Source organism: Corynebacterium comes (assembly GCF_009734405.1).
GTDB lineage: Bacteria > Actinomycetota > Actinomycetes > Mycobacteriales > Mycobacteriaceae > Corynebacterium > Corynebacterium comes.
Genome location: NZ_CP046453.1, coordinates 2,737,315 through 2,763,559 on the forward strand (window position 1 = coordinate 2,737,315; position 26,245 = coordinate 2,763,559).

At 65.1% G+C, this 26,245-nt stretch carries 23 protein-coding genes, 1 pseudogene and 1 riboswitch; of the genes and pseudogenes, 16 read left to right on the forward strand and 8 right to left on the reverse strand.

Annotated elements, in window-relative coordinates; translation table 11 throughout:
- Window positions 1–49: 49 nt before the first annotated feature.
- From CETAM_RS12990 to leuS, 3 genes are read right to left on the reverse strand one after another with little or no spacing between them, the layout of a single operon-like run.
- The gene (locus CETAM_RS12990) at window positions 50–961 is read right to left on the reverse strand and encodes an esterase/lipase family protein (RefSeq protein ID WP_197085754.1); all 912 of its coding nucleotides are present in this window, start codon (window positions 959–961) and stop codon (window positions 50–52) included.
- Window positions 962–1,006: 45 nt separating this feature from the next.
- Window positions 1,007–2,533, reverse strand: coding sequence for a thiamine pyrophosphate-binding protein (locus CETAM_RS12995; protein WP_156229235.1), 1,527 nt, complete (start codon window positions 2,531–2,533; stop codon window positions 1,007–1,009).
- A 4-nt stretch (window positions 2,534–2,537) separates the two neighbouring features.
- Window positions 2,538–5,384 carry a leucine--tRNA ligase gene (leuS, locus tag CETAM_RS13000; protein ID WP_156229236.1) on the reverse strand — a complete coding sequence of 949 codons (2,847 nt, stop codon included), beginning with the start codon at window positions 5,382–5,384 and terminating at the stop codon, window positions 2,538–2,540.
- A 191-nt stretch (window positions 5,385–5,575) separates the two neighbouring features.
- Between leuS and CETAM_RS13005 the strand changes: the two genes are divergently transcribed.
- On the forward strand, window positions 5,576–6,046 hold the full coding sequence (locus CETAM_RS13005) for a hypothetical protein (RefSeq protein WP_156229237.1): 471 nt from the start codon (window positions 5,576–5,578) through the stop codon (window positions 6,044–6,046).
- A gap of 60 nt (window positions 6,047–6,106) precedes the next feature.
- Here the strand turns inward: CETAM_RS13005 and CETAM_RS13010 are convergent, their stop codons facing one another.
- The gene (locus tag CETAM_RS13010; RefSeq protein ID WP_156229238.1) at window positions 6,107–6,730 is read right to left on the reverse strand and encodes a DUF998 domain-containing protein; all 624 of its coding nucleotides are present in this window, start codon (window positions 6,728–6,730) and stop codon (window positions 6,107–6,109) included.
- Between the two features lie 112 nt (window positions 6,731–6,842).
- A complete protein-coding gene (locus CETAM_RS13015) occupies window positions 6,843–7,034 on the reverse strand; it encodes a DUF4177 domain-containing protein (RefSeq protein WP_156229239.1) in 192 nt (63 codons plus the stop codon).
- A 23-nt stretch (window positions 7,035–7,057) separates the two neighbouring features.
- On the opposite strand from CETAM_RS13015, the gene CETAM_RS13020 reads away from it, so the two are divergent.
- The 3 genes from CETAM_RS13020 to CETAM_RS13030 all read left to right on the forward strand — a co-directional run bounded on the left by CETAM_RS13020 (window position 7,058) and on the right by CETAM_RS13030 (window position 9,332).
- The gene (locus CETAM_RS13020; protein WP_156229240.1) at window positions 7,058–7,480 is read left to right on the forward strand and encodes a YbaN family protein; all 423 of its coding nucleotides are present in this window, start codon (window positions 7,058–7,060) and stop codon (window positions 7,478–7,480) included.
- 45 nt (window positions 7,481–7,525) lie between these two features.
- Window positions 7,526–8,809 carry an MFS transporter gene (locus CETAM_RS13025; protein ID WP_156229241.1) on the forward strand — a complete coding sequence of 428 codons (1,284 nt, stop codon included), beginning with the start codon at window positions 7,526–7,528 and terminating at the stop codon, window positions 8,807–8,809.
- A gap of 35 nt (window positions 8,810–8,844) precedes the next feature.
- A riboswitch (SAM riboswitch) is annotated at window positions 8,845–8,961 on the forward strand.
- A gap of 17 nt (window positions 8,962–8,978) precedes the next feature.
- A complete protein-coding gene (locus CETAM_RS13030; RefSeq protein ID WP_156229242.1) occupies window positions 8,979–9,332 on the forward strand; it encodes a hypothetical protein in 354 nt (117 codons plus the stop codon).
- Here the strand turns inward: CETAM_RS13030 and CETAM_RS13035 are convergent.
- Window positions 9,329–10,540 carry a dicarboxylate/amino acid:cation symporter gene (locus tag CETAM_RS13035; RefSeq protein ID WP_156229243.1) on the reverse strand — a complete coding sequence of 404 codons (1,212 nt, stop codon included), beginning with the start codon at window positions 10,538–10,540 and terminating at the stop codon, window positions 9,329–9,331. The genes CETAM_RS13030 and CETAM_RS13035 overlap by 4 nt on opposite strands.
- Window positions 10,541–10,584: 44 nt before the next feature.
- Between CETAM_RS13035 and CETAM_RS13040 the strand changes: the two genes are divergently transcribed.
- Window positions 10,585–11,025, forward strand: coding sequence for an SdpI family protein (locus tag CETAM_RS13040; protein WP_156229244.1), 441 nt, complete (start codon window positions 10,585–10,587; stop codon window positions 11,023–11,025).
- 1 nt (window position 11,026) lies between these two features.
- On the opposite strand, the gene CETAM_RS13045 is transcribed toward CETAM_RS13040, so the two are convergent.
- On the reverse strand, window positions 11,027–12,658 hold the full coding sequence (locus CETAM_RS13045; protein WP_197085755.1) for a SulP family inorganic anion transporter: 1,632 nt from the start codon (window positions 12,656–12,658) through the stop codon (window positions 11,027–11,029).
- Window positions 12,659–12,909: 251 nt separating this feature from the next.
- Between CETAM_RS13045 and CETAM_RS13050 the strand changes: the two genes are divergently transcribed.
- The 11 genes and pseudogenes from CETAM_RS13050 to CETAM_RS13095 all read left to right on the forward strand — a co-directional run bounded on the left by CETAM_RS13050 (window position 12,910) and on the right by CETAM_RS13095 (window position 25,136).
- Window positions 12,910–14,463, forward strand: a complete 1,554-nt coding sequence (locus tag CETAM_RS13050) for an anthranilate synthase component 1 (protein ID WP_156229246.1) — start codon at window positions 12,910–12,912, stop codon at window positions 14,461–14,463.
- A complete protein-coding gene (locus CETAM_RS13055; protein WP_156229247.1) occupies window positions 14,460–15,104 on the forward strand; it encodes an anthranilate synthase component II in 645 nt (214 codons plus the stop codon). The genes CETAM_RS13050 and CETAM_RS13055 overlap by 4 nt, the downstream gene beginning before the upstream one ends.
- The gene (trpD, locus tag CETAM_RS13060; RefSeq protein WP_156229248.1) at window positions 15,101–16,129 is read left to right on the forward strand and encodes an anthranilate phosphoribosyltransferase; all 1,029 of its coding nucleotides are present in this window, start codon (window positions 15,101–15,103) and stop codon (window positions 16,127–16,129) included. Before CETAM_RS13055 ends, trpD begins: the two co-directional genes overlap by 4 nt.
- Entirely contained in the window at window positions 16,119–17,546 is a 1,428-nt protein-coding gene (gene trpCF, locus CETAM_RS13065) for a bifunctional indole-3-glycerol-phosphate synthase TrpC/phosphoribosylanthranilate isomerase TrpF (protein WP_156229249.1), read from the forward strand. The genes trpD and trpCF overlap by 11 nt, the downstream gene beginning before the upstream one ends.
- Before the next feature lie 11 nt (window positions 17,547–17,557).
- The gene (gene trpB / locus CETAM_RS13070) at window positions 17,558–18,820 is read left to right on the forward strand and encodes a tryptophan synthase subunit beta (protein ID WP_156229250.1); all 1,263 of its coding nucleotides are present in this window, start codon (window positions 17,558–17,560) and stop codon (window positions 18,818–18,820) included.
- Between the two features lie 2 nt (window positions 18,821–18,822).
- Window positions 18,823–19,665: a tryptophan synthase subunit alpha gene (trpA, locus tag CETAM_RS13075; protein WP_156229251.1), complete on the forward strand. Its 843-nt coding sequence runs from the start codon at window positions 18,823–18,825 to the stop codon at window positions 19,663–19,665.
- Between the two features lie 123 nt (window positions 19,666–19,788).
- Window positions 19,789–21,072 carry an HNH endonuclease signature motif containing protein gene (locus tag CETAM_RS13080; protein WP_156229252.1) on the forward strand — a complete coding sequence of 428 codons (1,284 nt, stop codon included), beginning with the start codon at window positions 19,789–19,791 and terminating at the stop codon, window positions 21,070–21,072.
- Window positions 21,073–21,286: 214 nt separating this feature from the next.
- Window positions 21,287–22,180, forward strand: a complete 894-nt coding sequence (locus CETAM_RS13085) for an ABC transporter ATP-binding protein (protein ID WP_407923936.1) — start codon at window positions 21,287–21,289, stop codon at window positions 22,178–22,180.
- Complete coding sequence (locus CETAM_RS13090) at window positions 22,177–23,751, forward strand: hypothetical protein (RefSeq protein ID WP_156229254.1); 1,575 nt, start codon at window positions 22,177–22,179, stop codon at window positions 23,749–23,751. Before CETAM_RS13085 ends, CETAM_RS13090 begins: the two co-directional genes overlap by 4 nt.
- A 144-nt stretch (window positions 23,752–23,895) precedes the next feature.
- Window positions 23,896–24,244 (forward strand): annotated as a pseudogene (locus CETAM_RS13875) (IS481 family transposase); the annotation flags it as partial.
- 499 nt (window positions 24,245–24,743) lie between these two features.
- Entirely contained in the window at window positions 24,744–25,136 is a 393-nt protein-coding gene (locus CETAM_RS13095; protein WP_156229255.1) for a Rieske (2Fe-2S) protein, read from the forward strand.
- Here the strand turns inward: CETAM_RS13095 and CETAM_RS13100 are convergent.
- Window positions 25,126–26,217 (reverse strand): NADH:flavin oxidoreductase/NADH oxidase, encoded by a 1,092-nt coding sequence (locus tag CETAM_RS13100; RefSeq protein WP_156229256.1) that lies wholly within the window; start codon window positions 26,215–26,217, stop codon window positions 25,126–25,128. The genes CETAM_RS13095 and CETAM_RS13100 overlap by 11 nt on opposite strands.
- Between the last annotated feature and the right edge of the window lie 28 nt (window positions 26,218–26,245).

Genomic DNA, 26,245 nt, shown 5'->3' on the forward strand with positions numbered 1-26,245 from the left:
AGTCCTTACCCATAATGGAATGGTGAAACGATAGGCGGGATCCGGACACTCAACTCCCACAGTCCTGCCTGGTGGCCGCCGTATTCTCCGCCGCGCGGGTCAGGCCCCAGTACACCAGGTGCGGTGTCTCGGGACTCCGGGGCAGGTCACGATGAGTGAAGGTCCTGCCGCAGGCCGCCTCCATGTCGACGTTGGCTACGCTTGTCCCGTCGACGGGCTGCAACATCGAGGTGGTGTACGGGGTGGCCACGGTTTCGGAGGGTGTGTAGAAGGCTGTGTAGATGATCCCCGGCGTCGTGTCCGGGAGATCGTTGACACGCGCGATGAACTCGGATCCCTCGAACTGGTCGAAGGTGGAGGCGCCGATGAGGTATTCCGCGGAGCCCCGGTTCGCATTCAGGGCTGAACCTGCGACATGGGTGACGCCGACCAGGTCAGTCCCCCGGTACGTCGCGCCGAAGGAGATCGAGCGGCCGACCTTCCCTGCGCCGTCCCGCCCCTGGATGTAGACCTTGGTCAGCGTTCCCCCCAGGGAGTAGCCCACCAGATCGACCTGGCCGGCGCCCGTGGTGGCCAGCACTTCATCGACGAACGCGGCGAGCTCATCCGCCGCGTCGTCGACGGGTCCGAGTCCGTTGTGGCCGGGGACGTTGTTGCGGATGGTGTCGGAGTCCGTTCCGTAGTGGCGGGTCCACAGGCAGAAGCCCTGATCACGCAGGAATCGGGCGGAGTCGGCGAACTCATTCGACTGCGTGCCGGTCCCGTGGAAGTAGACGACCGGGTTCGGGTGGGCGGGGGAGGGCACGCAGCCGGGGTCGTTGAAGACGGGGTCGATGCCCGGTTGCGGCGGCAGCGAGGACTGGTCGGGGAGGGCAGGGGCGGCAGCGGCGATGGCGGAACAGGCGATCGTGGCGGCCGCAACGGAGGCGAGGACACCGATGGTTCTGCGAAAGCTCTTCACACCTCGAATGTAGGATGCCTCGGACCGTCGCGGGTGAAAACCGCGCTACCTGCCCTTCAGGAAGGGGGCGACCACCTCACGCGAGACCCGGCAGTCCAGCACCCAGGTCCCCGCTTCACCCGCCGCGAGCCATTCGCCCACCGGGTCGAGGTCCGCCAGCGTGTGCACCACCGTGCCGCGCGCACCGAACACCCCCAGCAGCGCGGTGAAATCCACCTCCGGGATGAGCATCGGCGTCTCCGCCACACCTCGGGTCGCGTACTGGTGGATCTCCGCACCGTAGGCGGCATCGTTGACCACGACGACCACGCACCGCCCGCCGGTGGCGCGGACGCGACGGATGACGGACTCGGCGTCGGCAAGCGCCATGAGCCCGCCACCGTCTCCGGTGACCAGGACCGTCAGCCGTTCCCCGGCCGCCTCGATGACGCCGACCGCCGAGCCGAAACCCAGGCCGATCGATTCGAAGGCGGTGCCCACCACCACCAGATGATCCGGCCCGGGCACATCCAGGTACATGCAGGGCCAGGCGATGAAATGCCCACCGTCGGTCACCACCACACGCCCGCGCGGCAGGACCTCGTTGAGCCTCCGGAACAGGCCACGGGGATCCAGACGCCCGTCCACGGCGAACTCGGAACCCGAGGGGTGACCGGTGTGCAGCTGGGCACGCTGCCTGTCGACGCCGCGCACCGCGAGCCCTGCGAGCACTTCGCCCGCGTCACCCGGCAGGAAGGCATCCACCCGCGGGGAGGTGGGGGAGTGGCGGTCGATCAGGATGACGTGCGCCTCCGGCCCGAAGGCCCGACCGTGGTCGGTGGTGAAGCGGTTGAGCGAGGCGCCCACCACCAGCACCACGTCCGCCCGGCAGATCTCTTCGGCGGCCTCCGGGAACGCGAAACCCCCGCAGATCCCCAGGTCACGGACGTCGCGGGCACCCTCGAAGAAGCCTTTGGCGGGGACGGTGGTGGCGACGTCGGCCCGGAGGGTCTGCGCGAGCGCGATCACCTCCCGACGCGCCCCCACCGCGCCACGACCGGCCAGGATGAGTGGCCGGCGGGCGTCGGAAAGCAGACGGGAGACCTCCGCCGGGTCTCCGGTCGTCGCGGTGGGCGGTGCTGCAGGCGCGCCGAAGGGAAGGAACAGCACCACCGGCATCGACTCCGCCAGCGCCACATCGAGTGCGTGACGGGTGTCAGCGGCCGGGTCAGGGCCCACGGTGAGCACACAGGCACCGGTGGTCTCTGCCAGAGCGACATGGTCGATGGCGGCCGAGGCGCCGGCGACGACGAGCAGCGGCGAGCGGTTGAGGACGGCGTCGATGAGCGGGGTGATCAGGTTGCTGAAGCCCGGCCCGTAGGTGGTCGTCGCGACGGCGAGGCGCCGGGTCGTGCGGTGGTACGCGTCCGCGGCGGCGACGGCGGCGGCCTCGTGGCGCACCGGGATGACGTCGACGCCGAGCTCGGCGAGCCCGTGGATGAACCAGGCGTTGCCGCTGCCCATGAGGCCGAAAACGGTGTCGGTGTACTCGGCGACTGTTGCCGCGACCGTGTCCGACACCGTATCTGTCATGGGCCTACTTCACCACGAGGTTGACCATGCGGCCCGGGACGACGATCTGCTTGATCAGGTTCCTGCCCTCCAGGTGGGCGGCCACGTTCGGCTCCTCCAGCGCGCGGGCGATGATGGTGTCCTGGTCGGCGTCGGCAGGCACGTTCACGCGGGCGCGGACCTTGCCGTTGATCTGCACGGGCAGTTCGATCTCGTCGTCGACGAGCCACTTCTCGTCGAAGGTGGGGAAGTCCACGAACGTGACGGTGCCGGTGTGGCCGAGGCGCTTCCACAGCTCCTCCGCGATGTGCGGGGCGACGGGCGCGGCCATGACGATCAGCGGCTCCACGGCGGCTGCCGGAACAGCGCCGGGGTACGTCTTGGTCAGGTAGTTGACGTACTCGATCAGCTTGGCCACGACGGTGTTCACGCGCAGGTTGGCGTAGTCGTCGCGCACGCCCGCGATGGTGCGGTGCAGCTGCTTGTTGTCGTCGTCGCTCAACGGGAGGTCCCGGGTGAGGGCGTCACCGTTCTCCTCGTCGACGACCAGGCGCCACAGGCGCTGGAGGAAACGCTGCGCACCCACGACGTCCTTCGTGGCCCAGGGGCGGGAGGTGTCGAGCGGGCCCATGGACATTTCATAGACTCGCAGGGTGTCGGCGCCGTAGTTGTTGCAGATGTCATCCGGGGCGACGGCGTTCTTCAGGGACTTGCCCATCTTGCCGTACTCCTGGTTGACCTCCTCGCCCTGCCAGAAGAACCTGCCGTCCTTCTCCTCGACCTCCTCGGCCGGGACGTAGACGCCGCGGGCGTCGGTGTAGGCGTAGGCCTGGATGTAACCCTGGTTGTACAGGCGGCGGTAGGGCTCGACAGAGGTGACGTGACCCAGGTCGAAGAGGACCTTGTGCCAGAAACGGGAGTACAGCAGGTGCAGCACGGCGTGTTCGACGCCGCCGACGTACAGGTCGACGCCGCCGCAGTCACCGTCGAACTGCGGTCCGGTCCAGTAGCGCTCGTTCTCCAGGTCGACGAACTTCTCGGAGTTGTTCGGGTCGATGTAACGCAGCTGGTACCAGGAGGAACCCGCCCACTGCGGCATGACGTTGGTGTCGCGGAAGTAGGTCTTCGGGCCGTCGCCCAGGTCGAGTTCGACCTCGACCCACTCCTTGGCCTTCGCCAGCGGGGGCTGCGGCTCGGAGTCCGCGTCCTCCGGGTCGAAGGACACCGGCTTGTAGTCCGCCACCTCGGGCAGCTCGACGGGGAGCATCTCCGCGGGCAGGGCGTGTGCCAGGCCCTGCTCGTCGTAGACGACCGGGAAGGGCTCGCCCCAGTAGCGCTGACGGGCAAACAGCCAGTCACGCAGCTTGTACTGGATCTTCTCTGTGCCCCTGCCCTCGGCGACGAGCCACGCGATGGTGCGCTCGATGGCCTCGGCCTTGTTCAGCCCGTTGATGTCCAGGCCCTGCGTGTTCGCGGAGTTGACCAGGGTGCCGTCACCGGTCCAGGCGGCCTCGGTTATGTCGCCGCCGGCGACGACCTCCAGGATCGGCAGGCCGAAGACGGTGGCGAACTCGTAGTCGCGTTCGTCATGAGCCGGCACGGCCATGATGGCGCCCGTGCCGTACCCGGTGAGGACGTAGTCGGCGATGAACACCGGGATCTGCGTGCCGTTGACCGGGTTGGTGGCGTACACGCCCAGGAAGACGCCGGTCTTCTCCTTGTTCTCCTGTCGCTCGATGTCGGACTTCGCGGCGATCGCGGCGCGGTAGGCTTCGACGGCCTCCGCGGGCGTTGCGGCACCGTAGGTCCAGAGCCTGTCGACTCCCTCGTAGCTACCCGTACCCCCTGCCACCAGCTCGTCGACGAGCTCGTGCTCGGGCGCGAGCACCATGTAGGAGGCACCGAACAGGGTGTCCGGGCGGGTGGTGAACACGCGGATGGTGTGACCCTGGGCCGGGAAATCCACCTCGGCGCCGCGGGAACGGCCGATCCAGTTGCGCTGCATGGACTTGACCTTCTCGGGCCAGTCGAGCAGCTCCAGGTCATCGATGAGGCGGTCGGAGTACGCCGTGATGCGCATCATCCACTGGGAGAGGTTCTTGCGGAAGACGGGGAAGTTCCCCCGCTCCGAACGCCCGTCCCCCGTGACCTCCTCGTTCGCCAGAACGGTGCCCAGGCCGGGACACCAGTTGACCATCGAGTTCGAGCGGTAGACCAGGCGGAACCCGTCGACGGCCTCCTGCTTCTCCACGTCGCTCAGATCGTTGTAGTCCGAACCGTCCTTCGTGGTGCGGGTGCCGGCCTCCAGCTGCGCGATCAGCTCAGCGATGGGGCGGGCCTTCTGCTGCTCCTCATCGAACCAGGAGTTGTAGATCTGCAGGAAGATCCACTGCGTCCAGCGGTAGTACTCCGGGTCCGTCGTGGCGACGGAGCGCCGACGGTCATGGCCCAGACCCAACGCATCCAGCTGGCGGCGCATGTTCTTGATGTTCGCCATCGTCGTCGTCCGCGGGTGCGTGCCCGTCTGGATGGCGTACTGCTCGGCCGGCAGACCGAAGGAGTCATAGCCCAGGGTGTGCAGGACGTTCTTACCCAGCATACGGTTGTAGCGGGCGTAGACGTCCGTGGCGATGTAACCCAGCGGGTGACCCACGTGCAGGCCGGCGCCCGAGGGGTAGGGGAACATGTCCTGGACGAAGAGCTTGTCCTCCGGCAGGGGCTGATCGGTGGCGAGGTCGCCGACCGGGTTCGGGGCGTTGAACGTGCCGTTGTCCACCCAGTACTTCTGCCAGCTGCGCTCGATGTCGTTGGCCAGCTGTGGGGTGTAACGGAACGCGGGAGTCGATGCGGTGCCGTCATTCGGAGTGCTCATGGTCGATCAGTCTAATCGGTGACGGGGAAGAGGCCCGGGATGGGGCAAGGGGTTTTCATGGCGGGTTCCGCCAACACTCCCACTCTTCGGCCGGATGCCGGAAGTTTCTGCCGTGAACACCAGGAACATATCAGGACATAGAAGTCAAATCGTGACCCCGCGGAGGGGGCATGGCAGATAAAATAATCTGCATGAACAAGTTCACGCGCTCCCTCACAGTCATCGCAGCCGCCTCCGCCCTCACCCTGGCAGGAACCGGCGTCGCATCCGCACAATCCTCCAACCTCGGAAACCTCTCATCCTGGATCCCCGGCAACGAGACCGGCAACCAGAACCGTGGAGAGCGGGAGCTCTTCAACGCCGCAGAAAGTTGGGCCAAGCGCTCCACCGGAAAGAACTCGGCCACAGTCAACCACCTGGCACGGACCGCCAGCCTCCCCAGCGCCTGGCACCATTCCGGCGTCTCAGGAACACAGACCGCTGAACGGTACGTCGGCAACAACACCCTGTACCGCTTCTACAAGGTGGAGAGGAACAACTACCGCCCCATGGTGAACAACTTCAATTCTTCCGGTCACCAACCGGGAAACTGGAAGAACTACGGCGTCCACGTCACCTCCGACAGCAACTTCCACTACGTGACCGTCGCCTACACCCGGTGACCCCACGCCACCCGACCCCCGCCACCCGGCGGGGGTCGGTTTCTGTTCCACCAGTCTCTCTCAGACCTGCTGCACCCTGCGCTGACCGAAGATACCCGTCAAGAAGGCCCAGATGAACGCCGGCCAGAGGATGATCCGCTCCAGCAGTCCGGCGTATTCCAGGGCATTGAAGTCGAGGAACAGCCACAGAGCACTCACCAGTCCCACCACGGCGACGACCTGACCTGCCCGGCATATCGCGCCGCGGTACTGGATCGCACTGCTGAAAACGGCCATCGGCAGCGCAAGGAGCTGGGGGATCGAGACGAAAGTGTGCTGATCGGGGCTGACGTCCAGGGGAATGAGACCGATCCCGAGGGTGCTCGCACCGGCCACCACCCACAGCAGACCCGCGAAGCGGTCGAAGCCGGCGGTGCGGGTACGGATGGTCGCCATACCGATCATCGCCAACCCACTGATCGCCATGCTGGCGTTGACCAACTGATGCGCCGGTGAACACACCTGGACCGAGCGGTAGTAGTAGTTGACCGTGGTGCAGGTGGTCGCACCCAGATCACTGATGGTGTTGCCCACCCAGTCGTAGGGCGGTGAGAAGTGTCTCGCAGCGACAATCTCGACAACAATGCCCAGCACCAGGAGGAGGGCAAAGCCCGTGAGCGCGGCGCGGCGTACATCGACCTTCACGCAAGCCTCTCCTCTGAAGTTTTCGGCGGGAAGTGATTCATCTGACCTTAACGCAGAAACTTATGGATCCGCCGGAGTTCCGGCCATCGGATCCGAGGGAAGCGGAGGACAATCAGCCCTTCTCGAAGACCATCACCAGACCTTCCACACCCCCGGGCCCCACCCGGCCTTTGACGTCCACCGATGTCATGGACTTGTAGCGCCATCCTTCCCGGCCGTGGTCGTTGAGGATCTTCTCCAGCTTCTTCGCGGAAAGCCTGCCACCAATGAGGCCTTCACGGACCTCCACCACTTTGTATTCCATGAATTAATTCTAGGATGGATGACATGCTCAGACTGCTGTTCATCGTCATCGGTGGGATCAGTCTGTTCCTCGGCGTCCTGGGCATCTTCCTGCCGCTGCTGCCGACGACCCCTTTCCTCCTGCTCTCCGCGTTCCTGTTCGCACGCAGTTCGGAGCGCCTGCACACGTACCTGGTCAACCACCGGGTGCTGGGGGAGTACATCTCGAACTACTACAACAACACGATGACGCGTTCCCACAAGCTCCGCACCGTCGGCCTGCTGTGGGTGAGCATCGTGCCGTCGTCGGGCTTCCTGGCCTGGTCCGACATGCGCATTCCGGCCGTCATCCTGCCGCTGATCGCCGCCGCCGTGACGGTACACATCCTCACTCTGCGTCCGAAGGGTGCCGGCACCGCAGACCGTGGCGAAGATGAGACCCCGATGACTGCTCAGAGGCAACCGTGACATTGACCAGGTGAGCCGAGAAACCAGGGGGTAATCTCCCGGTGCATGAACAGACGAAACTCAGCCGCGGAGGACCGACGCGTCATCGCCGCCACCACCATCGGAACGGCGATCGAGTGGTACGACTTCTTCCTCTACGCCGCCGTCGCGGGTCTGGTGTTCAACCAGGTGATGTTCGGACAACTCGATGCGGGTGCGGCGACGATCGTCTCCTTCCTCAGCGTCGGGCTGTCCTTTCTCTTCCGCCCGCTCGGCGCAGTCCTCGCGGGGCACTTCTCGGACCGGCTGGGGCGCCGCATCATCCTCATGGTCACGCTCATCGCCATGGGCGGGGCCACCACGGCCATCGGGCTCCTGCCCACCTACGACTCGATCGGACTCGCCGCACCTCTGCTGCTGGTCTTCTTCCGCATCATCCAGGGCATTTCCGCGGGAGGGGAGTGGGGCTCGGCGGTGCTGCTGGCGGTGGAGCACGCGCCCGTCGAGAAGCGGGGCCTGTTCGGGGCGGGGCCTCAGGCCGGCGCACCTGCCGGACTGCTGTTGAGTTCGGGCATGCTTGCGCTGATGAATGTCATCGCGCCGGGGGACGCGTTCATCGAGTGGGGCTGGCGTGTGCCGTTCCTGCTGTCGATCGTGCTGATGTTCGTCGGCTGGTGGATCCGCCGTGGGGTGGAAGAATCCCCCGTGTTCGAGGAAATGACCGGCATGGCCCACAGCCCGCTGCGGACGCTGCTGCGCGACCACTGGCGGAAGGTCCTCATCGCGGCGCTGGTGTTCGCCGGCAACGGCACGGTGGGTTACATGGTCGCCGGTGGCTACATCCAGAGCTACGCATCCACTCAGCTGGGCATGAGCCGGGGAACGGTGCTGTGGGCGGTGACGGGGGCGGCGGTGGCGTGGCTCGTGTCCACCGTCTTCGCCGGCGCGCTTTCGGACCGCATCGGGCGCAGGAAGACCTATCTCGGCGGCTTCGTCTTCCAGTTCCTCGCGGCGGCAGCGCTGTTCCCCCTGGTGGACATGCGGGAAACCGGGTGGTTGTGGGCGGCGATGCTCCTTCTGGGCGTGGCGCTGGGACTCACCTACGGCCAGCAGGCGGCGATGTACGCGGAGCTCTTCCCCACGCCGGTGCGTGGTTCGGGCACGTCGCTGACGTACGCCATCGGCGCCATCCTCGGCGGCGCTTTCGCGCCCACCATCGCCGCAGCCCTCGTGCAGTCCACCGGCTCGACGTACAGCGTCACCGTCTATCTCTGCGTTGCGACGACCATCGGGTTCCTCGCCGCCCTCTCCCTTCGGGACCGCACGGGGGTTCCCCTCACCGCAAACTAGACAGCTTGGTCTAGGGTCTGCTATTCTCGGTTCACGATCAAGAAGCTCAGCCACACGGCCCCCGGCCGGCTGACTGGCAACCGCCACTCGTAGGACGGTGCCCCCGAGGGAAGATCGGCCCCGCGCGAACACGCGGCGGGGAAGATACGAGCACGAGGAGATGACTCCCATGACACACGAATGCACCGGTTACAGCCCCGGCCATGCCGTCCACTGGATCCAGGCGGGGCTCACCATGAAGAAGCCCGGGGAGATCAAGAAGGTCTGCGCCCTGGCCCACGATGAGCACTGGCTCACCTTCGAGATGGACGGCGAGCTGCACCGGGTGTGGAACCATGACCCCGAGAAGGTGAAACGCTTCCACGACGCCGCCGTCACCCTGCAGATGATCCCGAACACGGCCAGCACACCGTTGTTCTTCACCTCCGTGAAACTGCTGCGGATCCCGGTCGGCAGTGACGCCATGGATCTCTACCCCAGCTGGGACGGCCCCACCGACTGCTCCCGCCGCGAAGAACACTAGACCGGCTCGGTGCGCTCCACCTCGCGGACCCTGCTCATCCGTCCCTTGGCGAAGCGGTTGACGATCAGCGCGATCGCACCATCACCGGTGACGTTCGCGGCGGTGCCGAAGGAGTCGATGGCAATGTAGGCCGCGATCATCAGGGCCACCTGCTCATCGGTGAAGCCCAGCATGGACGACAGCAGACCGACGGCCGCCATGATCGCTCCGCCAGGCACACCCGGCGCGGCAACCATGGTGACGCCGAGCATGAGGATGAAGCCGACGGCCAGGGCGGGGGAGACCTCGAGATCGGACATGTGGACGATGGCGAAGGCGAAGAGGGTGATCTTCACCATCGAGCCCGCCAGGTGGATCGTCGCGCACAACGGGATGACGAACCCGGCGACGTTCTGGTCGACCTTGTTCTTCAACGTCGCGGCGTAGGTGACGGGGATGGTCGCGGCGGAGGATGAGGTACCCAGCGCGGTGGCGTACGCCGGCAGCATGTTCTTGAACGCGACAAAGGGATTGATTTTGGCCACTGCGCCGGCGACGCCGAACTGGAAGGCCAGGAACACGAAGGTCATCGCGATGGCGAGGATGATCACCTTGCCGAACACCTTGAGGGTGTCGGTGAGGTTGCCGTTCATTCCCATTGTCAGGAACATGCCGAAGATGAACACGGGCAGCAGGGGGATGACGAAGGAACCGATGACCTTCATGATCACCCGTTCCAGGTCCTGCGAAGCCTTGAGGAGAGTCTCCGACTTCACGGCGGTCATGGCCAGGCCGACGCAGAACGCGAGCAGCAGGGCGGTCATCACCTCGAAGGGCGGGGGCATCTCGATCTGGAAGTAGGGGGTGATCGCGCCCTCGTCGATGTCGGAGATGCCGGTGTTCACGGACTCCTCGCCGAGCAGCGACGGGTACGCACTGATCGCCACCGCGTAGGCGAGCAGGCCCGCCAGGATGGTTGAGGCGTAGGCGATGCCCGTGGTGATGCCGAGCCACTTACCGGCGCCGCGCCCCAGGCCGGCGATGGCGGGGGTGATGAGCGCGAAGATGAGGACCGGAACGAAGAAGCCGAGGAAGTTGCCGAACAGGCTGTTGAAGGTGGCGAACACCCGGGCCAGCCACTCCGGGAAGAAGAAACTGCCGATGATGCCGAGGATGACTGCGACCAGCACCCTGAACAACAGATATTGCGAGAGTCGCTTGAGGTTCATACCCCGAAATTTACCCCAGCATCCACGGACTACAATGATTCCCCATGACCGTCATCGGTGTGATCCTGCTTGTCCTCGCCGTAGCCCTGCTACTGTTCGGCACCCTCTCGTGGGCGAAGAAGCTCCCGGGTAACCCGATCTTCGGCCTCCGGGTGCCGGAGGTCCGTAAGTCGAAGGCGGCGTGGGAAACCGCGCATGCCGTCGCCGGTCCGGTCTGGACCTTCGGCGGAGTGGCGCTGCTCTTCGGCGCGCTGATCTCCTTCATCGCGAGCGGCTGGATGTGGGTCCTGCCGGTCGTCTCGGTGCTGCTTGCCGTCGCCGCGCTCGGTGGCGGCGCCAGCGCCGGCGCCCGGATGGCCTCGCTTCTCGACGCCGAGGAGCACGCCGAAGGCGGCTGCGGGGAGAACTGCAACTGTGGCGCCCCTTCCCCCGAGGTGGACGTCGACGCCCTGCGCCGCGCCGCCTCCCAGGCGGACCAGCAGTAGATCAGTCCTCCCGGTGATCCTCCTGCCACTGACGGAGCACCGCTGACCGGTCGAGGCCGGCGTCCTCCAGTGCGGCGAGATCCTTCTTCTTGCCCCGGGCGGCCCGGAACTCGTCACCCAGATCCGCGATACGTGCCCCCTCCTTCACGGCGTCGGCCACCGTCGCGAACATCGGCACCTGCAGTCGCGCCCGCTCCAGGCCTTCAATGGTCGGCAGATTGGCGCGGGCGACGAGGAGATCGATGCCGTCCTTGGCTAGGGCGTCGACAAGCGAGGACAGCGCCTGCACGCCGGTGTAGTCGAGGTCGGTGATGGCGGCGGCGTCGAGAACCACCACCTTGTAGGGGCCGGAGTCCTCGATCTCCTCATGCAGGCCGGACACGACGTAATCGGCGTCCGCGTACCAGATCGGCGCCTCCACCGACCAGACCAGCACGCCCGGGACCTGATGGGTCTCGATGCCGACGTCCACGGGAACCCAGTGGTTCGACTCAGGGATCAGCCCCTTGCGGTAAGCCAGCGGCCGGGCGGCCCGACGTGTGCGGTCCAGCAGAGTGAGCAGCACCGCTACCGCCACCCCCTCGGCGATGCCGAGCGTGACAACGAGCACGACCGTCAGCAGCGCGACACCGAACTCGGCACGGCTGTAGGCGAAGATACGGCGCAGCTCCTTCACGCGGATGAGAGTGAAGGCGATGTGCACCAGGACCGCCGACACCGCGGCCTCCGGGAGCAGAGGCACCAGGCCCCCACCGAAGAACAGCACCAGCGCCACGAGGCCCGCCGCCACCAGTGACACGAACTGGTTCGTGCCGCGGGCGGCCTGGATGACCCGGGTGCGGGCGGGAGAGGCGTTCAGGGCAAAGCAACCGAAGAGCGCCGACACCGCGGACGCCACACCGATGGCCCCGATGTCACGGTCGAGATCGGGTCGGCCCTGACGGGTGGCGGCCTCGGTCGCACCCGTCTGCACGGTGATCAACAGCGCAATGACCAGGGCAGTGGGCAGGAGTTGGACCGCCAGCCCCCAGGGGAGGGTCAACGGGGAGACGAAGGTGAACACCGTATCCACTTCCGCCAGGACGGCCACATCAAGCTTGAACAGACCCGTGACCGCAGCGGCCAGGATCAGTGCCAGAAGCGCGCCGGGCAGCCGGGGACTGATCGCCTGGGTCACCAGGATGATCACCAGCACACCCGCGCTCAGCCCAGCGACGACCGGCCCGGCGAGCACCGTCTCCATCTGGCTGATCACGATGCGCAGGCCGATGCCGGCGAGCAGCCCGACGGTGACGGCGCGGGAGAGGAACTGGGTGATCCAGCTGCCCCGGATCAGGGCGACGCCGATGAGCAGAACAGCCACCATCAGTGACAGCAGCGGCAGTGAACCATCCGCCGAGCCCACCACGAGGACACCGGCGGCGAGCAGGGGAGCGATGCTGGAGTCAGGCCCGACGTTGATGATGCGGTGGGCGCCCACCGCCCCGAAGACCACGGCGCCGATGATGAAGCCCGTCAGGCCGAGACCGGGTTCCACACCGACGAGTCTGGCGATCGCCATCACCTGTGGAACCGCGACGGCCGCGAGAGTTGAACCGGCGAGCAGGGTGGTGGTTGAGGCGCGCGGGGTCATGCTCTCTGAATACCCCATCGGGAGGAGTTGCGTCGGGGCGGAAGGGAGATTAACGTCTGTGACGTGAACAACTCGACTTCAACTCGAAGCACCCAGTGGTGGTGGCGCGCTTAATCGGCGAGCCACACGTGTTGCACTCAATCTCAGGCCCGCCGGCTTCCCCAGGAAGCGCTGCGGGCCTTGTATCTTTCTCGGGTACACCACCTGGCCGGCAGCGGGAAACCAACACCCCAGGAAAGTAGAATGACCCGATGACGAGTAGTTCCCCGCCCGTGGTGCTCACCCGCGAAGTCCGCTATCACGCGGACGCCTCCGGACTCTTCGCCCATCTCGGCGGCACCACCACCCAGGATTCCGTCCTTCTGGAGTCGGCCGACATCACCACCCGGTCAGGCATCTCCTCCGTCGCGGTCCTCACCTCCTCGGTACGACTGACCTGTACCGGCCACTCGGTGACCGCGACGCCGCTGACGGCCTCGGGTGAGATGATCGTCGAGAAGCTCAACGCACAGCTGGCCGACTACGGCCGCGGCACCTTCAAGTTCCCGCGGACCGACGCCGTCGAGGAACGCGAACGCCTCACGGCCGTCAGCCCCGTCGAGCCGCTACGCGCCCTGACCCGGGACGCAGGTTACGAGGACCCCACACACACGCTGCCCATGCTCGCCGGCGGCATCGCCTTCGACTTCCTGGAGACCTTCGAGGAGCTGCCCGCGGTGGGGGAGGGGACCAACACCTACCCGGACTACCAGTTCGTGCTGGCCGAGATCGTGCTCACCATCAACCACGGATCACAGACCGCACACCTCACCGGAGTCTCCCTCGATGAGGCGGATCTCTCTGCCCGGCTCGAAGAACTCGCCGCACTTATCGACGCCGCCGAGCACAGCTACGAGCCGGAGCACCACCCCGAGGACGTCCTGAAGGTCACCGCCGACATCCCCGACGCGGAGTTCCGCGAGCAGGTGGTCGCCCTCAAGCAGAACATCTACGACGGCGACATCTACCAGGTTGTCCCGGCACGCACCTTCACCGCGCCCTGCCCCGACGCCTTCGCCGCCTACCGCCAGCTGCGCGAAACCAACCCCAGCCCGTACATGTTCTACCAGCGGGGCATCGGCACCAACGGTCGCCCCTACGAGCTCTTCGGCGCCTCACCCGAGTCCAACCTGAAGTTCGACTCCACCACCCGCGAAGTGCAGCTCTACCCCATCGCCGGCACCCGCCCCCGCGGCATGAACCCGGACGGCTCCATCAACGACGAGCTGGACATCCGCATGGAGCTGGAACTGCGTACCGACGCCAAGGAGATCGCCGAGCACACCATGCTCGTCGACCTCGCCCGCAACGACCTCGCCCGCGTCGCCGTGCCCGCCACCCGCCGGGTCGCCGACCTGCTGCAGGTGGACCGCTACTCCCGCGTCATGCACCTCGTCTCCCGCGTCACCGCCACGCTCGACCCCGAACTGGACGCCCTCGACGCCTACCGCGCCTGCATGAACATGGGCACGCTGTCCGGCGCGCCGAAGATCCGGGCGATGGAGCTGCTGCGCGGCGTCGAGAAGCGACGCCGGGGTTCCTACGGCGGTGCCATCGGGTACCTCCGGGGCAACGGCGACATGGACAACTGCATCGTCATCCGCTCCGCCTTCGTCCAGGACGGCGTCGCCTCCGTCCAGGCCGGCGCCGGCGTGGTCCGCGACTCCAACCCGCAGGCCGAGGCCGACGAAACCCTGCACAAGGCCTACGCCGTGCTCAACGCCATCGCGCTCGCCGCGGATTCCACCCTGGAGGTCATCCGATGACGCACATCGTTCTCATCGACAACCACGACAGCTTCGTCTACAACCTCGTCGACGCTTTCGCCGAGGCCGGATACCGCTGCACCGTCTTCCGTAACACCGTCGCCGTCGAGGACGTGCTCGCAGCGGAACCCGACCTGATCTGCCTCTCGCCCGGCCCCGGCTACCCGGCGGACGCGGGCAACATGATGCAGATCCTCGGCCGCGTGCTCGGCGAGATCCCGCTGCTGGGCATCTGCCTCGGCTTCCAGGCACTGCTCGAACACCACGGCGGTACGGTGGAACCCTGCGGCCCCGTCCACGGCGTCTCCGTCCCGATGACGCTCACCGACGCCGGAGTCGAGCATCCCGTCTTCGCCGGACTGGCCCTCGACGCCGGTCTGCCCGGCGTCGTCGCCCGCCTCGTACCCGTCGCCCGCTACCACTCCCTCGGCTGCCTTGCGGCTCCCGCAGGGCTGCGGTCGCTGGCGACGACGGAGACCGAGATCGGTGACGTCGTCATGGCGGCCGAGACCGAGAACGGTATGGCGATCGGCCTGCAGTTCCACCCGGAGAGCGTTCTCAGCCCGACGGGTCCGATCATCCTGGCGCGCTGCGTCGAACAACTTCTCCCCATTTCCCGGAAAGAGGATTCCCGCCGATGACCCACCCCGATACCCTCCAGGTGCTCATCAAGTACCTGGACAAGAAGACCCCGACCGTCGAGGAGGCCGTGGAGGTCTTCACCCCGATGACCATCGGCGAATACGACGACGTCCATATCGCGGCCCTCCTGGCCACCATCCGCACCCGCGGCGAAGCCTTCGCCGACATCGCCGGCGCAGCCAAGGCCTTCCTCAACGCGGGTCGCCCCTTCCCGGTCTCCGGCAAGGGCGTGCTCGACACCGCCGGCACGGGTGGCGACGGCGCCAACACCATCAACATCACCACCGGGGCATCGCTGGTCGCCGCCGCCGGTGGCCTCAAAGTGGTCAAGCACGGCAATCGCTCCGTGTCCTCCAAGTCCGGTTCCGCGGACGTGCTCGAGGCCCTGAACATCCCGCTGGATCTCGACCCGGAGCGTGCCCAGCGTCAGTTCGAGGCCGCCAACTTCACCTTCCTCTTCGCCCCGGCCTACAACCCTGCCATCGCCCACGCGCAGCCGGTGCGCAAGGCCCTGCGGATTCCCACCATCTTCAATGTGCTCGGCCCGCTGCTCTCCCCGGTACGCCCCGAGTTCCAGATCATGGGCGTGGCCAACCCGGCGCAGGGCCAGATGATCGCCGAGGTCTTCCGCGAACTCGGCCGCTCCCGGGCACTGGTCGTCCACGGCTCCGGCACCGACGAGATCGCCGTCCACGGACCCACCGACATATGGGAACTCAAGGAGGACGGCGACATCATCTTCTATCAGGTGACGCCGGAGGAACTGGGCGTCGAGAAGTGCGAACTCGCCGATCTCGTAGGAGGCGACGGCGAGGAGAACGCCGTCCACATGCGCGCCATCTTCGACGGCACGGGCCCGGCCGCGCACCGCAACGCCGTGGCCGTGAACGCAGGCGCGATGTTCTACCTGAACTCACGCGTCGACTCGCTGCGCGAGGGCACCGAGCTCGCGCAGAAGCTCATCTCGGACGGCACTGTCCGGGAATGGCTCGCCAAGCACGAAGGGACCGACTATGGCGCATAACAATCTTCCGACCGTTCTCGAGGGCATCGTCGAAGGCCGTCGCGGCCATCTTGAGGAGATCCGTGCCCGCATCGCACACGTGGACCTCTCCACGCTGACGAAGTCGACCCGTTCACTCCATGAGAACCTGCGTGCCGACGGCCGCGGCGGCAACCGTTTCATCATGGAGTGCAAGTCCGCATCGCCCTCACTCGGCATGATCCGGGAGCACTATGAGCCGGGCGCGATCGCCCACGTCTACTCCCGCTACGCCAGCGGCATCTCCGTCCTCTGCGAACCGGATCGCTTCGGCGGCGACTATGACCACCTGGCCACCGTCGCGTCCTCGACCCACCTGCCGGTGCTGTGCAAGGACTTCATCATCGACGAGATCCAGATCCACGCCGCCCGCTACTTCGGCGCCGACGCGATCCTGCTCATGCTCTCCGTGCTTTCCGACGAGGAGTACACCGAGCTTGCCGACGTCGCCGCCCGCTACGGCCTGGATATCCTCACCGAGGTGATCGACGAGGAGGAGGTGGAGCGCGCTCTACATCTGGGAGCGAAAATCTTCGGAATCAATCACCGGAACCTCCACGACCTCTCCATCGACCTGGAACGCTCTGCACGTCTCGCGGCCCTGTTACCCGAGGACGCGGTCGTCGTCTCCGAATCCGGCATCCGCAACAGCGAGACCGTCCGCCAGCTCGGTGGCCACTCCAACGGCTTCCTCGTCGGCTCGCAGCTGACCTCCCAGCCGGACGTCGACCTGGCCGCGCGCGAGCTCGTGTACGGCCCGAACAAGGTCTGCGGCCTGACCTCCCCGACAGCCGCCCAAGCCGCAGCTGCGGCAGGCGCGGTCTACGGCGGACTCATCTTCGACGAGCCCTCGCGGCGCAATGTTTCACGTGAAACCGCCGAGCAGATCATCGCCTCCGAGGGTGGCCTGAAATACGTCGCAGTTTCTCGCCGCACCTCGGACTACCGCACGCTCTGTCTCGACGGAGTCGTGGCCGTGCAGATCCACGCGCCTTACCAGGGGTCGGTCGACGCCGAACTCGAACTCGTGCGTGCAGTCCGGGCCGAGGTGCCGGAAGGCGTCGAGATCTGGCGCGCCGTCTCCATGACCTCCGCCGACGGAGAGTGGGCGAAGGCGATCGTCGGCGACGTCGACAAGCTCGTCCTCGACTCCGGCGAGGGCGGCACCGGCACCACCTTCGACTGGACGTCCATCCCCGCTGAAGTGAAGCAGCACAGCCTGCTCGCCGGAGGGCTCTCGCCCACAAACCTCAGCGACGCCCTCACCGTCGGATGCCTCGGCCTCGACCTCAACTCCGGCGTGGAGTACCCCGTCGGGGCAGGGGAGTGGGCGGGCAGGAAGGACGCCGGCGCCCTGCGGCACGCATTCGCCACCATTCGCAGCTTCAGCTACCCATAGGATTGAAAGACATGAACACCACCAATTCCGAGCGCGACGGCGGCGCGACCATCCTGCCGGCCTACTTCGGCGAATTCGGCGGACAGTTCGTCCCCGAGTCGCTCATCCCGGCCCTCGACCAGCTCGAGCAAGCCTTCGTCGACGCACAGAACGACCCCTCCTTCCGTGAGGAGTTGGCCACCTACCTCCGCGATTACCTCGGCCGTCCGACTCCGCTCACCGAATGCTCCAACCTCCCGCTCCCGGGCCAGGGGAGAGGACACGCACGGATCTTCCTCAAGCGTGAAGACCTCGTCCACGGCGGCGCGCACAAGACCAACCAGGTCATCGGCCAGGCCCTGCTGGCCAAGCGCATGGGCAAGACCCGCATCATCGCCGAGACCGGCGCCGGCCAGCACGGTACCGCGACGGCACTGGCCTGCTCACTGCTCGACCTCGAGTGCGTCATCTACATGGGCGCCAAGGACGTCGAGCGTCAGCAACCCAACGTGTTCCGCATGAAGCTCATGGGCGCGAAAGTCATCCCCGTCGACGCCGGCTCCGGCACCCTGAAGGACGCCGTCAACGAGGCACTGCGTGACTGGACCGCCACCTTCCACGATTCCCACTACCTCCTCGGTACCGCCGCCGGGCCCCACCCCTTCCCGACGATCGTGCGTGAGTTTCACCGCGTCATCTCCGAGGAGGCCAAGGCTCAGATGCTCGAGCGCACCGGTGGTCTGCCGGACCTCGTAGTCGCGTGCGTCGGTGGCGGTTCCAACGCCATCGGCATGTTCGCCGACTTCATCGACGAAGAGAGCGTCGAACTCGTCGGGGCCGAACCTGGCGGGCTGGGCCTGGACTCCGGCAAGCACGGTGCCACGATCAACAATGGCCAGATCGGCATCCTTCACGGTGCCCGCAGTTACCTCATGCGCAACTCCGACGGTCAGGTGGAGGAGTCCTATTCCATCTCCGCCGGCCTGGACTACCCGGGCGTCGGTCCGCAGCACGCCTACCTCCACGACACCGGCCGGGCCACCTACGTCGGCATCACCGACGCCGAAGCCCTCGAGGCTTTCCAGCTCCTCTCCCTGTACGAGGGCATCATCCCCGCCCTGGAGTCCTCCCACGCCATGGCTTACGCGCTCAAGCGCGCGAAGCTGGCGGAGGACAAGGGCGAGAACATCACCATCCTCGTGTCCCTGTCGGGTCGCGGTGACAAGGACGTCGACCACGTCCGCCGCGCCCTTGAAGAGAACCCTTCGCTCGTCCTGGCCAAGGAGGCTCAGTAGTCATGACCCGCTACCACAAATTATTCTCCGCACTCGCCGAGAAGAACGAGGGCGCATTCGTCCCCTTCCTCATGCTCGGCGACCCCACGTCAGCCGACGCCCTGGAGATCGTCCGAACCGTCGTCGCCGCGGGTGCCGACGCCCTGGAGCTCGGCGTCCCCTTCTCCGATCCGGTCGCTGACGGCCCCACGATCCAGAAGTCCCACATCCGCGCCCTCGACGGTGGCGCAACGGTGAATGGCGCACTCGAACAGATCCGCACCATCCGCGCGGAATTCCCGGATCTGCCGATCGGCATGCTCATCTACGGCAACGTGCCCTTCACCCGCGGCATCGACACCTTCTACCGCGAATTCGCCGAGGCAGGGGCGGACTCCATCCTGCTTCCCGACGTCCCCGTGCGCGAAGGCGAGCCCTTCGCCGCCGCCGCCCGAGCCGCCGGCATCGACCCCATCTTCATCGCCCCGGCCCAGGCCGCCGAGAAGACCCTCGCAGGCGTTGCCGCCCACTCCACGGGCTACATCTATGCCGTTTCCCGTCACGGGGTGACCGGCACGGAACGCGAATCCGAGACTACGGGCCTCAAGGAGGTCGTCGAGAACGTCAAACGTTTCGGTGGCGCCCCTATCCTTCTGGGCTTCGGCATCTCCACACCGCAGCACGTTGCCGAGGCGATCGCGGCCGGCGCTGCAGGTGCGATCTCCGGATCCGCCATCACCAAGCTGATCGACAGGTACGTCGAAGGCGTGCACCCGAACCCGGGACGCATCACCGATATGCCTGCCCTGAAGTCTGAACTGACCGAGTTTGTTTCAGCGATGAAGGCTGCCACACAGCGCGGATAGCTTTCCCGGACCCGGCACCCGTCCACCTTGGTGGGCGGGTGCCTTTTCTGTTTACCCCTTGCACCTTCCGGACACATGTTCTAACGTTGGTATCGAACGTACAGCCTAAGGGGAGGGCGAGTCATGGGGGCTCCGGAGTCGGTCGTGGACCGGGTACTCAGGGAACTACTTCATCCGACCAACTTCTACTCGGTGTGCTCAACAACGGACCGGGTGGCGATTAACGGTGCACGGATTCGCCGCGCCGACCACGAGATGTGGCAGTCAGTTCTTCCCGATGAAATGGCGGATATCGAGCTTGTCCTGGCGTCGCTCCGTAGCTCCACGGGATACGGCGATCGTTACATCCAGAGCGCTCTGTTCGCCCACCACCGTTTGCGTGAACTACCGAGGCTCAAAGCCCTCCAGGAGCGCCTCTTCCATCTCGATCTACCCAGACTGAAGGCCATCGACGCAGTGCTCTGCAAGGTGGACGCAGACGTCACCGAACATCTGCGCATCATCGACGAGGAACTCACCACCTACCTCACGCCCACGCGGCCGAATCAGAACCTGCCCACCGCCGGGGCGATCCGCAGGAAGCTCAACGCCATCATCCTGACCCTGGACGACACCATCTCCGCCAATGACACGCCCGCCCCGGCAGGGGAGGGGTTCTCCGTCGGGATCGACGGCAGCCAGGGGTACGTCGACGTCGTCACGGACTCGGTGTCAGCCCTTGAGATCGACGAGCGGGTGCGCAAGCATGCAGCAGCCCGGGACATCAGCCTGACGGAAGCCTTCAAGGAGCTCATCCGCGGCGAGGGCAAGACAACGGTGGTACTCAACATGTACCGCGCCCACGATGTGGAAGATGCCCCTGGCTGGATTTCCGGAATCGGTTGGATCAGTCCGGAAGCGACCGACCTGCTGGCGGAGAAGGCCACCGAAATCCAGGACATGGATCACCTCTATGGCAAGGTGGCCAACTCCTATGCCACCCCGGAGGATATCCGGGCGGTGGTCATCGGACTGGACGGCGGATGCGGTTATCCCGACTGTCACTGCCACGGGTTCCGGGCACAGATGGACCACCGTGTCGACTTCGAGGAGGGTGGCCTCACCACTGCCGCCAACCTGGCGGCCATTTGCCAGCACCACCACAACATCAAGACGGATGGCCGGGTCCGCTACATCATCGACCCCCACACGCGGGAGAAATTCTGGCTGTTTGAGGACGGCCATTGGGCCTCCTCCGAACCCAGCGGTCCACTCTCACCCAAGGAACGACACTGGCTGCAGACCGTCAGCCAAAGAAGAGAGAAACGCCGAGATCGAATCCGTGTCGAATCACAGGCCAAAAGAAGCGCCGAATTCGTACCCCTGATCACCGAGGCTGATCAGGGCGACGATCCACCACCGTTCTGACTCTGACAGTGCATGCTGGGGGCATGAGAATTGTGCAGCTCTGTGAAGTCGCGGGTGCATCTCCGGGCACCATGAGGCGTGACCACCGCTCAGCCATCGGAAAAGGAGTGTCTGGCCCCATGGAACACCTCTTAGCGTGGTCCCTGTCGACCCCATTATGTGGCGATCCGAGCGTCATAGATGTTTCACGTGAAACGATCGGGGAGTGAAGGCCGTGAGCTCTGTCATCGAGGTCCGCGATCTGGTGAAGACCTTCGGAGATTTCAATGCCCTGGACGGCCTGAACCTGACGGTGAAACCTGGCACCATTCATGGATTCCTCGGACCCAACGGATCCGGCAAATCCACGGCCATCCGCATTCTGCTCGGCGTCCTCCATGCCAGCTCCGGCACCGCGACTGTCTTGGGGAAGGACCCGCGGCGCACGCCTTCCATCCTCAAGCGGGTGGGGTACATCCCCGGCGACATCGCCCTGTGGCCCAGCCTCACCGGAAGGGAAGTGTTCCGAACTCTGGAATCGCTGCGCGGCCCTAAAGTCAACAAGAAGCGGGAGGAGGAACTTATCCAGGCATTCAATCTCGATCCCGACAAGAAGTGCCGGGAGTACTCCACCGGAAACCGGCGCAAAGTCACCCTTGTCGCGGCACTCTCCATGGGGGCGGAAGTCCTCATTCTAGATGAACCCACTGCGGGCCTGGACCCGCTCATGGAGCGGGAGTTTGTCGAGCAGGTCAGACAGGAGCGTGACCGCGGAGCTGCCGTCCTACTATCCAGCCACATCTTGAGCGAAGTGGAGAAGCTCTGTGACTATATGACCATTATCCGTGACGGCAAAACCGTGGAGAGCGGCAGCCTGCTGGAGTTGAAACATCTCTCTGCCCACGAGATCACTGCAAAGGTTTCACGTGAAACACCGGCACTCAGAGCATTCCCCAACGTCTCCTTCCACGACGGTCGCCTCCGCGTCACAACAGCACGCGAGAATGTCCCCGATGTCCTGCGGGCCGTTCTCGACGCCGGGGGAGAGGACATTACCTCCACCCCGGCGAGCATCGAGGAGATGTTCCTCGCGCATTACGGAGAGGTCGAAAAGCCGGTGAAGCCATGATCCGCCTCAACCTTCGACTGCGTGCAACGTTTCTCATCATCTGGATGCTGGCACTGTGGACATTCCTCGCCGTTTTTCCGCCTGCATATGAGAGCTACTATCCGACACCCCGGGACCGCGCTTCCTTCCTTGCCGGCATGCAGCAGAACTCCGGGATGACAGCGATGTGGGGACCACTTGAGTCGCCTGCGTCACTGGGCCAGATTGTCATGTGGGAGGCGGGGTCGATGATGATCATTCTCGGCTCAGTGATGGCGGTCCTGCTGATGGTCGGTTTGCATCGCAAAGAGGAGAGCCACGGGCAGATGGAACTTCGACTCTCCACCGGAATCGGCCGAACGACCCCTGCTGCGGCCGCTCTGCTCACGACGTCCTTAGCCTCCTTTGTGGTGGGCATGGGAAGCACTTTCGTCCTGTTGCTTTCAGGGCTCTATGTCGATGAGCTACCAGCCGAAGGGGCGGTAACTTCTGGGGCCGTGATCGCCTTGACCATGATCGGCTCCGCTCTGTTCGCGCAGTTGTGTCTGCTCTGTGTGCGGAACCCGTCCTCAATAACGCGAGTCGGCCTGCTCACCGTTGCGGTCTCATTCATCACCAGAGCCGTCGCAGACTCACAGAATGCCGGTTGGCTCAACTGGTTGTCGCCGCTGGGATGGAAGACCGTGGTCCGCCCCTACGTCTCGGATGACTGGGGGGCCCTGTCGGTCCTTGTCGGCATATCAATCGCAGGGGCAGCTGCAGTGCTGATGGCTGAGCGCTACCGCGAGTACGGTCAGCCTCTGGTCAGGGTGCCAGAATTGGGTCGAGCTGGGGGTCGCCACATCCGTGGCCCCCTTCACCTCTACGTAGTGCTCAACCGGGGAACGGTGATCACCTGGATCCTTGTCATCACGGGGCTCGCAGCGTTCTTCATCGCACTCACCGGATCATTGAGCGCGTGGATGGAGGCGGAGGCGAATGTCGGCCAGGTGTTTAAGGAGATGTTCGGCACTGGCAACATGAAAACAGAGTTCATCGCCTATACAGCGAAGATCTGCGGCATTCTTGTGGCGACGATGGGAATTCAAACGATCGTCACCTACCGATCCGGTGAGCTGGACAGAACTGTAGATCTCCAACGATCAACCGGCATCCGGCGTTGGGTACCGCTCGGGATGGCAGGACTGGTTGCTTCGGTTGCTACCTTGAGCGGAACCGGGGCGATCCTCGTGGGTGGCTGGATCGGACTATGGAGTCAGGAATCCACGACTGCAACGGACCATGAAACTCTCATCTTCGCCGCCGGGTCGCAGCTCGCCCCCACGCTGATGCTCACCGCCATGGCCCTCGCTCTGGTTGGTTGCCTCCCGCACGCCACCCACTTCGCGTGGGCACCTGTTGTTGCCGCTGCGATGCTCACTTTGTTCGGCCCGGTCCTAGACGCCCCTCGCTGGCTCATCGATATTTCACCTTTTGAGTATGTGGTCACCGCAGAAGACGGGTCGTGGGGAGTGCACGTATGGATGAGCCTGGCGGCGTTCACGCTCATGGGACTCGGCCTGTGGGGTGCCCGTCAACGGGAAATTCAATGAGGGAAATTCCATGTCACAACGGCGCCCATGACAGACAAGTTCTAGTTGTACTGACCGGAGACGTTGGTCGAGTTTGTGTGACCCGTTGACGTAGCGAAGAACTCCGTGTGGAATGGGAAGTGCCCTGACCACCCCAGTCACACTGGAGCATCCATGGCCGACCGGTCGTCGCGACCACCCGCCAGCCCGTTGAAGACACTGAAGAAGGTGGCCAAGCGGATCGTGTCCCTGGGGCTGCGCAAGCGCCTGGGGCCCTTGCGGCGCTGTACACAGGTGTGGCGCGCGTGCCGTCTCAACCGGCTGTCCCGCGCTACGAACACCACCACCCGGTGACCTGATACCTGGGGATGTCACCAAGTTCGGCAGTATCCCCGACGGTGCAGGGTGGCGCTTTGTCGGATGCAAACAGGGCGTACAGCACCGGTCCTCGACCATGGGCCATTGCTTCGTCCACACCGTCATCGACGGTCGTTCGAGGGTGTGGTTCGCTGACCGTGGGATCACCGCGGCGGTTAAGATGCTCCAAGTTTGCGTCAGGCGCTTTCAGGAATTCTTCTTAGGCCGGCCCCGCTGTTCCCCGCCCTCTAACGGTCGGAATGCAGCCGAGTGTCGTGTGATTTCTGGTGTGGCTGACGCTCGGCAGCGATCGGCGGTAGGACACTCTCACGGTCGACGATGCGGTAGCTGGTTCCCTTGTGTGTGGAGATCACCAAGGGGTGCAGGATCGCGGTGAAGCGAAAGTGCATTGGGGTGGAGTGCGCACTGAGTTCGCCCATCCTTTATCATCACAGTGACGAAACTGGGTGGCACTCGCACCCCATCAGAAACAACCGAAATTCCGCCTTCAAAGCAAATTCTATAATTGAGTGCCAAAATGAATCAGATATTCAATCAAAGCATTTTTCAATCATGGCAAAGCATGATATTGGGCTACCTCAATTGTAGTTTTTTCAACGATTCCATAACCAGTAGTGAGCAGGCATAATGGGATCATGTCTGAATCTGATTCCTTGAAAGACACCGTCTGCAACCGTCGCATTTTTCTGCTGGGAACTGCCACCACGTTCGCGGGCGCATTCCTGGCTGCCTGCGGCAGCGAACCGGGTCTGGAGGTTGCCGCCACGGACGTGCCGGTGGGCAGCGCCGCGATCTTCAACGGATTCATCATCGCACAGCCCAGCGCAGGATCATACGTCGCCTACTCCCAGGAATGCCCGCATCAGCGGAACCCGATCACCGAGGTGGAGGGGGACACCGTCCGATGCACCGCACACAACTCGGTGTTCAACATCGCCGATGGTTCCGTGGTTTCCGGAGTCGCCCGTGATTCACTGACTCCGGCAACGGTGGAGCAGGAGGGAGAAAAGCTGAGGGTCAGAACCTAGCGCGCCAGTAGGAACCCGGGTAGGGGATCTTCTCCCGGTCGATTCCGAGCTCGTGTGCCGCGCGCAGCGGCCAGGCGGCGTCGCGGAGGGCGGCGCGGCCGATGAGGACGGCGTCGGCAAGCGAGTCGTCCAGGATTTGCTCGGCCTGCTCCGGATCGGTGATCATGCCGACGGCCGCGGTGGGGATGCCGGCGCGTCGGCGTATCTCAGCCGCGAAGCGGACCTGGTAGCCGGGGCCGACAGGAATCGTGGCTTTCGCGGCTCCGCCGGTGGTGACGTCGATGAGGTCGGCGCCTTCCTCTCTGAGCAGCCCCGCCAGTGAAATCGTCTGTTCCAGATCCCATGCTCCCTCGATCCAGTCCGTGGCGGAGAGGCGAACGATCATCGGCATCCCCTCGGGGATCACCTTGCGCACTGCGTCGACGACCTGAAGAATCAGTCGGGTGCGATTCTCGAATGAGCCGCCCCATTCGTCGGTGCGGTGGTTGGCCAGGGGAGTGAGGAACTGGTGCAGGAGGTAGCCGTGGGCGCCGTGAATCTCAATGGTGTCGAATCCTGCCCGCACGGCGCGCTCGGCGGAGGCGGCGAACTGGCCGGGGATCGCCTCGATCTCCGCGGCAGTCATTTCGCGGGGGACCGCGAGGCCGTCGTTGGCGATCGCGGAGGGGGCGATCGCGACCCAGCCACCGTGGCCGACGGGGATGGTGTCGGTGTCATTGACCGGCTTCTGGCCGGGGCGGGCCGGAACGGTCGAGGCCTTCCGCCCGGCATGGTTGAGCTGGATGCCGATTTTCGAACCCTGGGAGTGGGCGAAACGGACGATGCGGGCCCAGGCTTCCTCCTGCCGGTCGTTCCACAGGCCGGTACACAGGGGGGAGATTCGCCCTTCGGGAACCACGCCGGTGGACTCCGCGATGATGAGGCCGAAGCCACCCGCGGCGCGCGCGCCGTAGTGGACCATGTGCCAGTCCTCGGGGGTGCCGTCTGCGTCGAATGCGTGGTACTGGCACATCGGCGGCAGCCACACGCGGTTGGGGATCTCCAGATCTCTTAAACGAAGGGAAGTGAAAAGTGACGTCATGTGCCCCACTCTAGGTCGGGTCGTACAC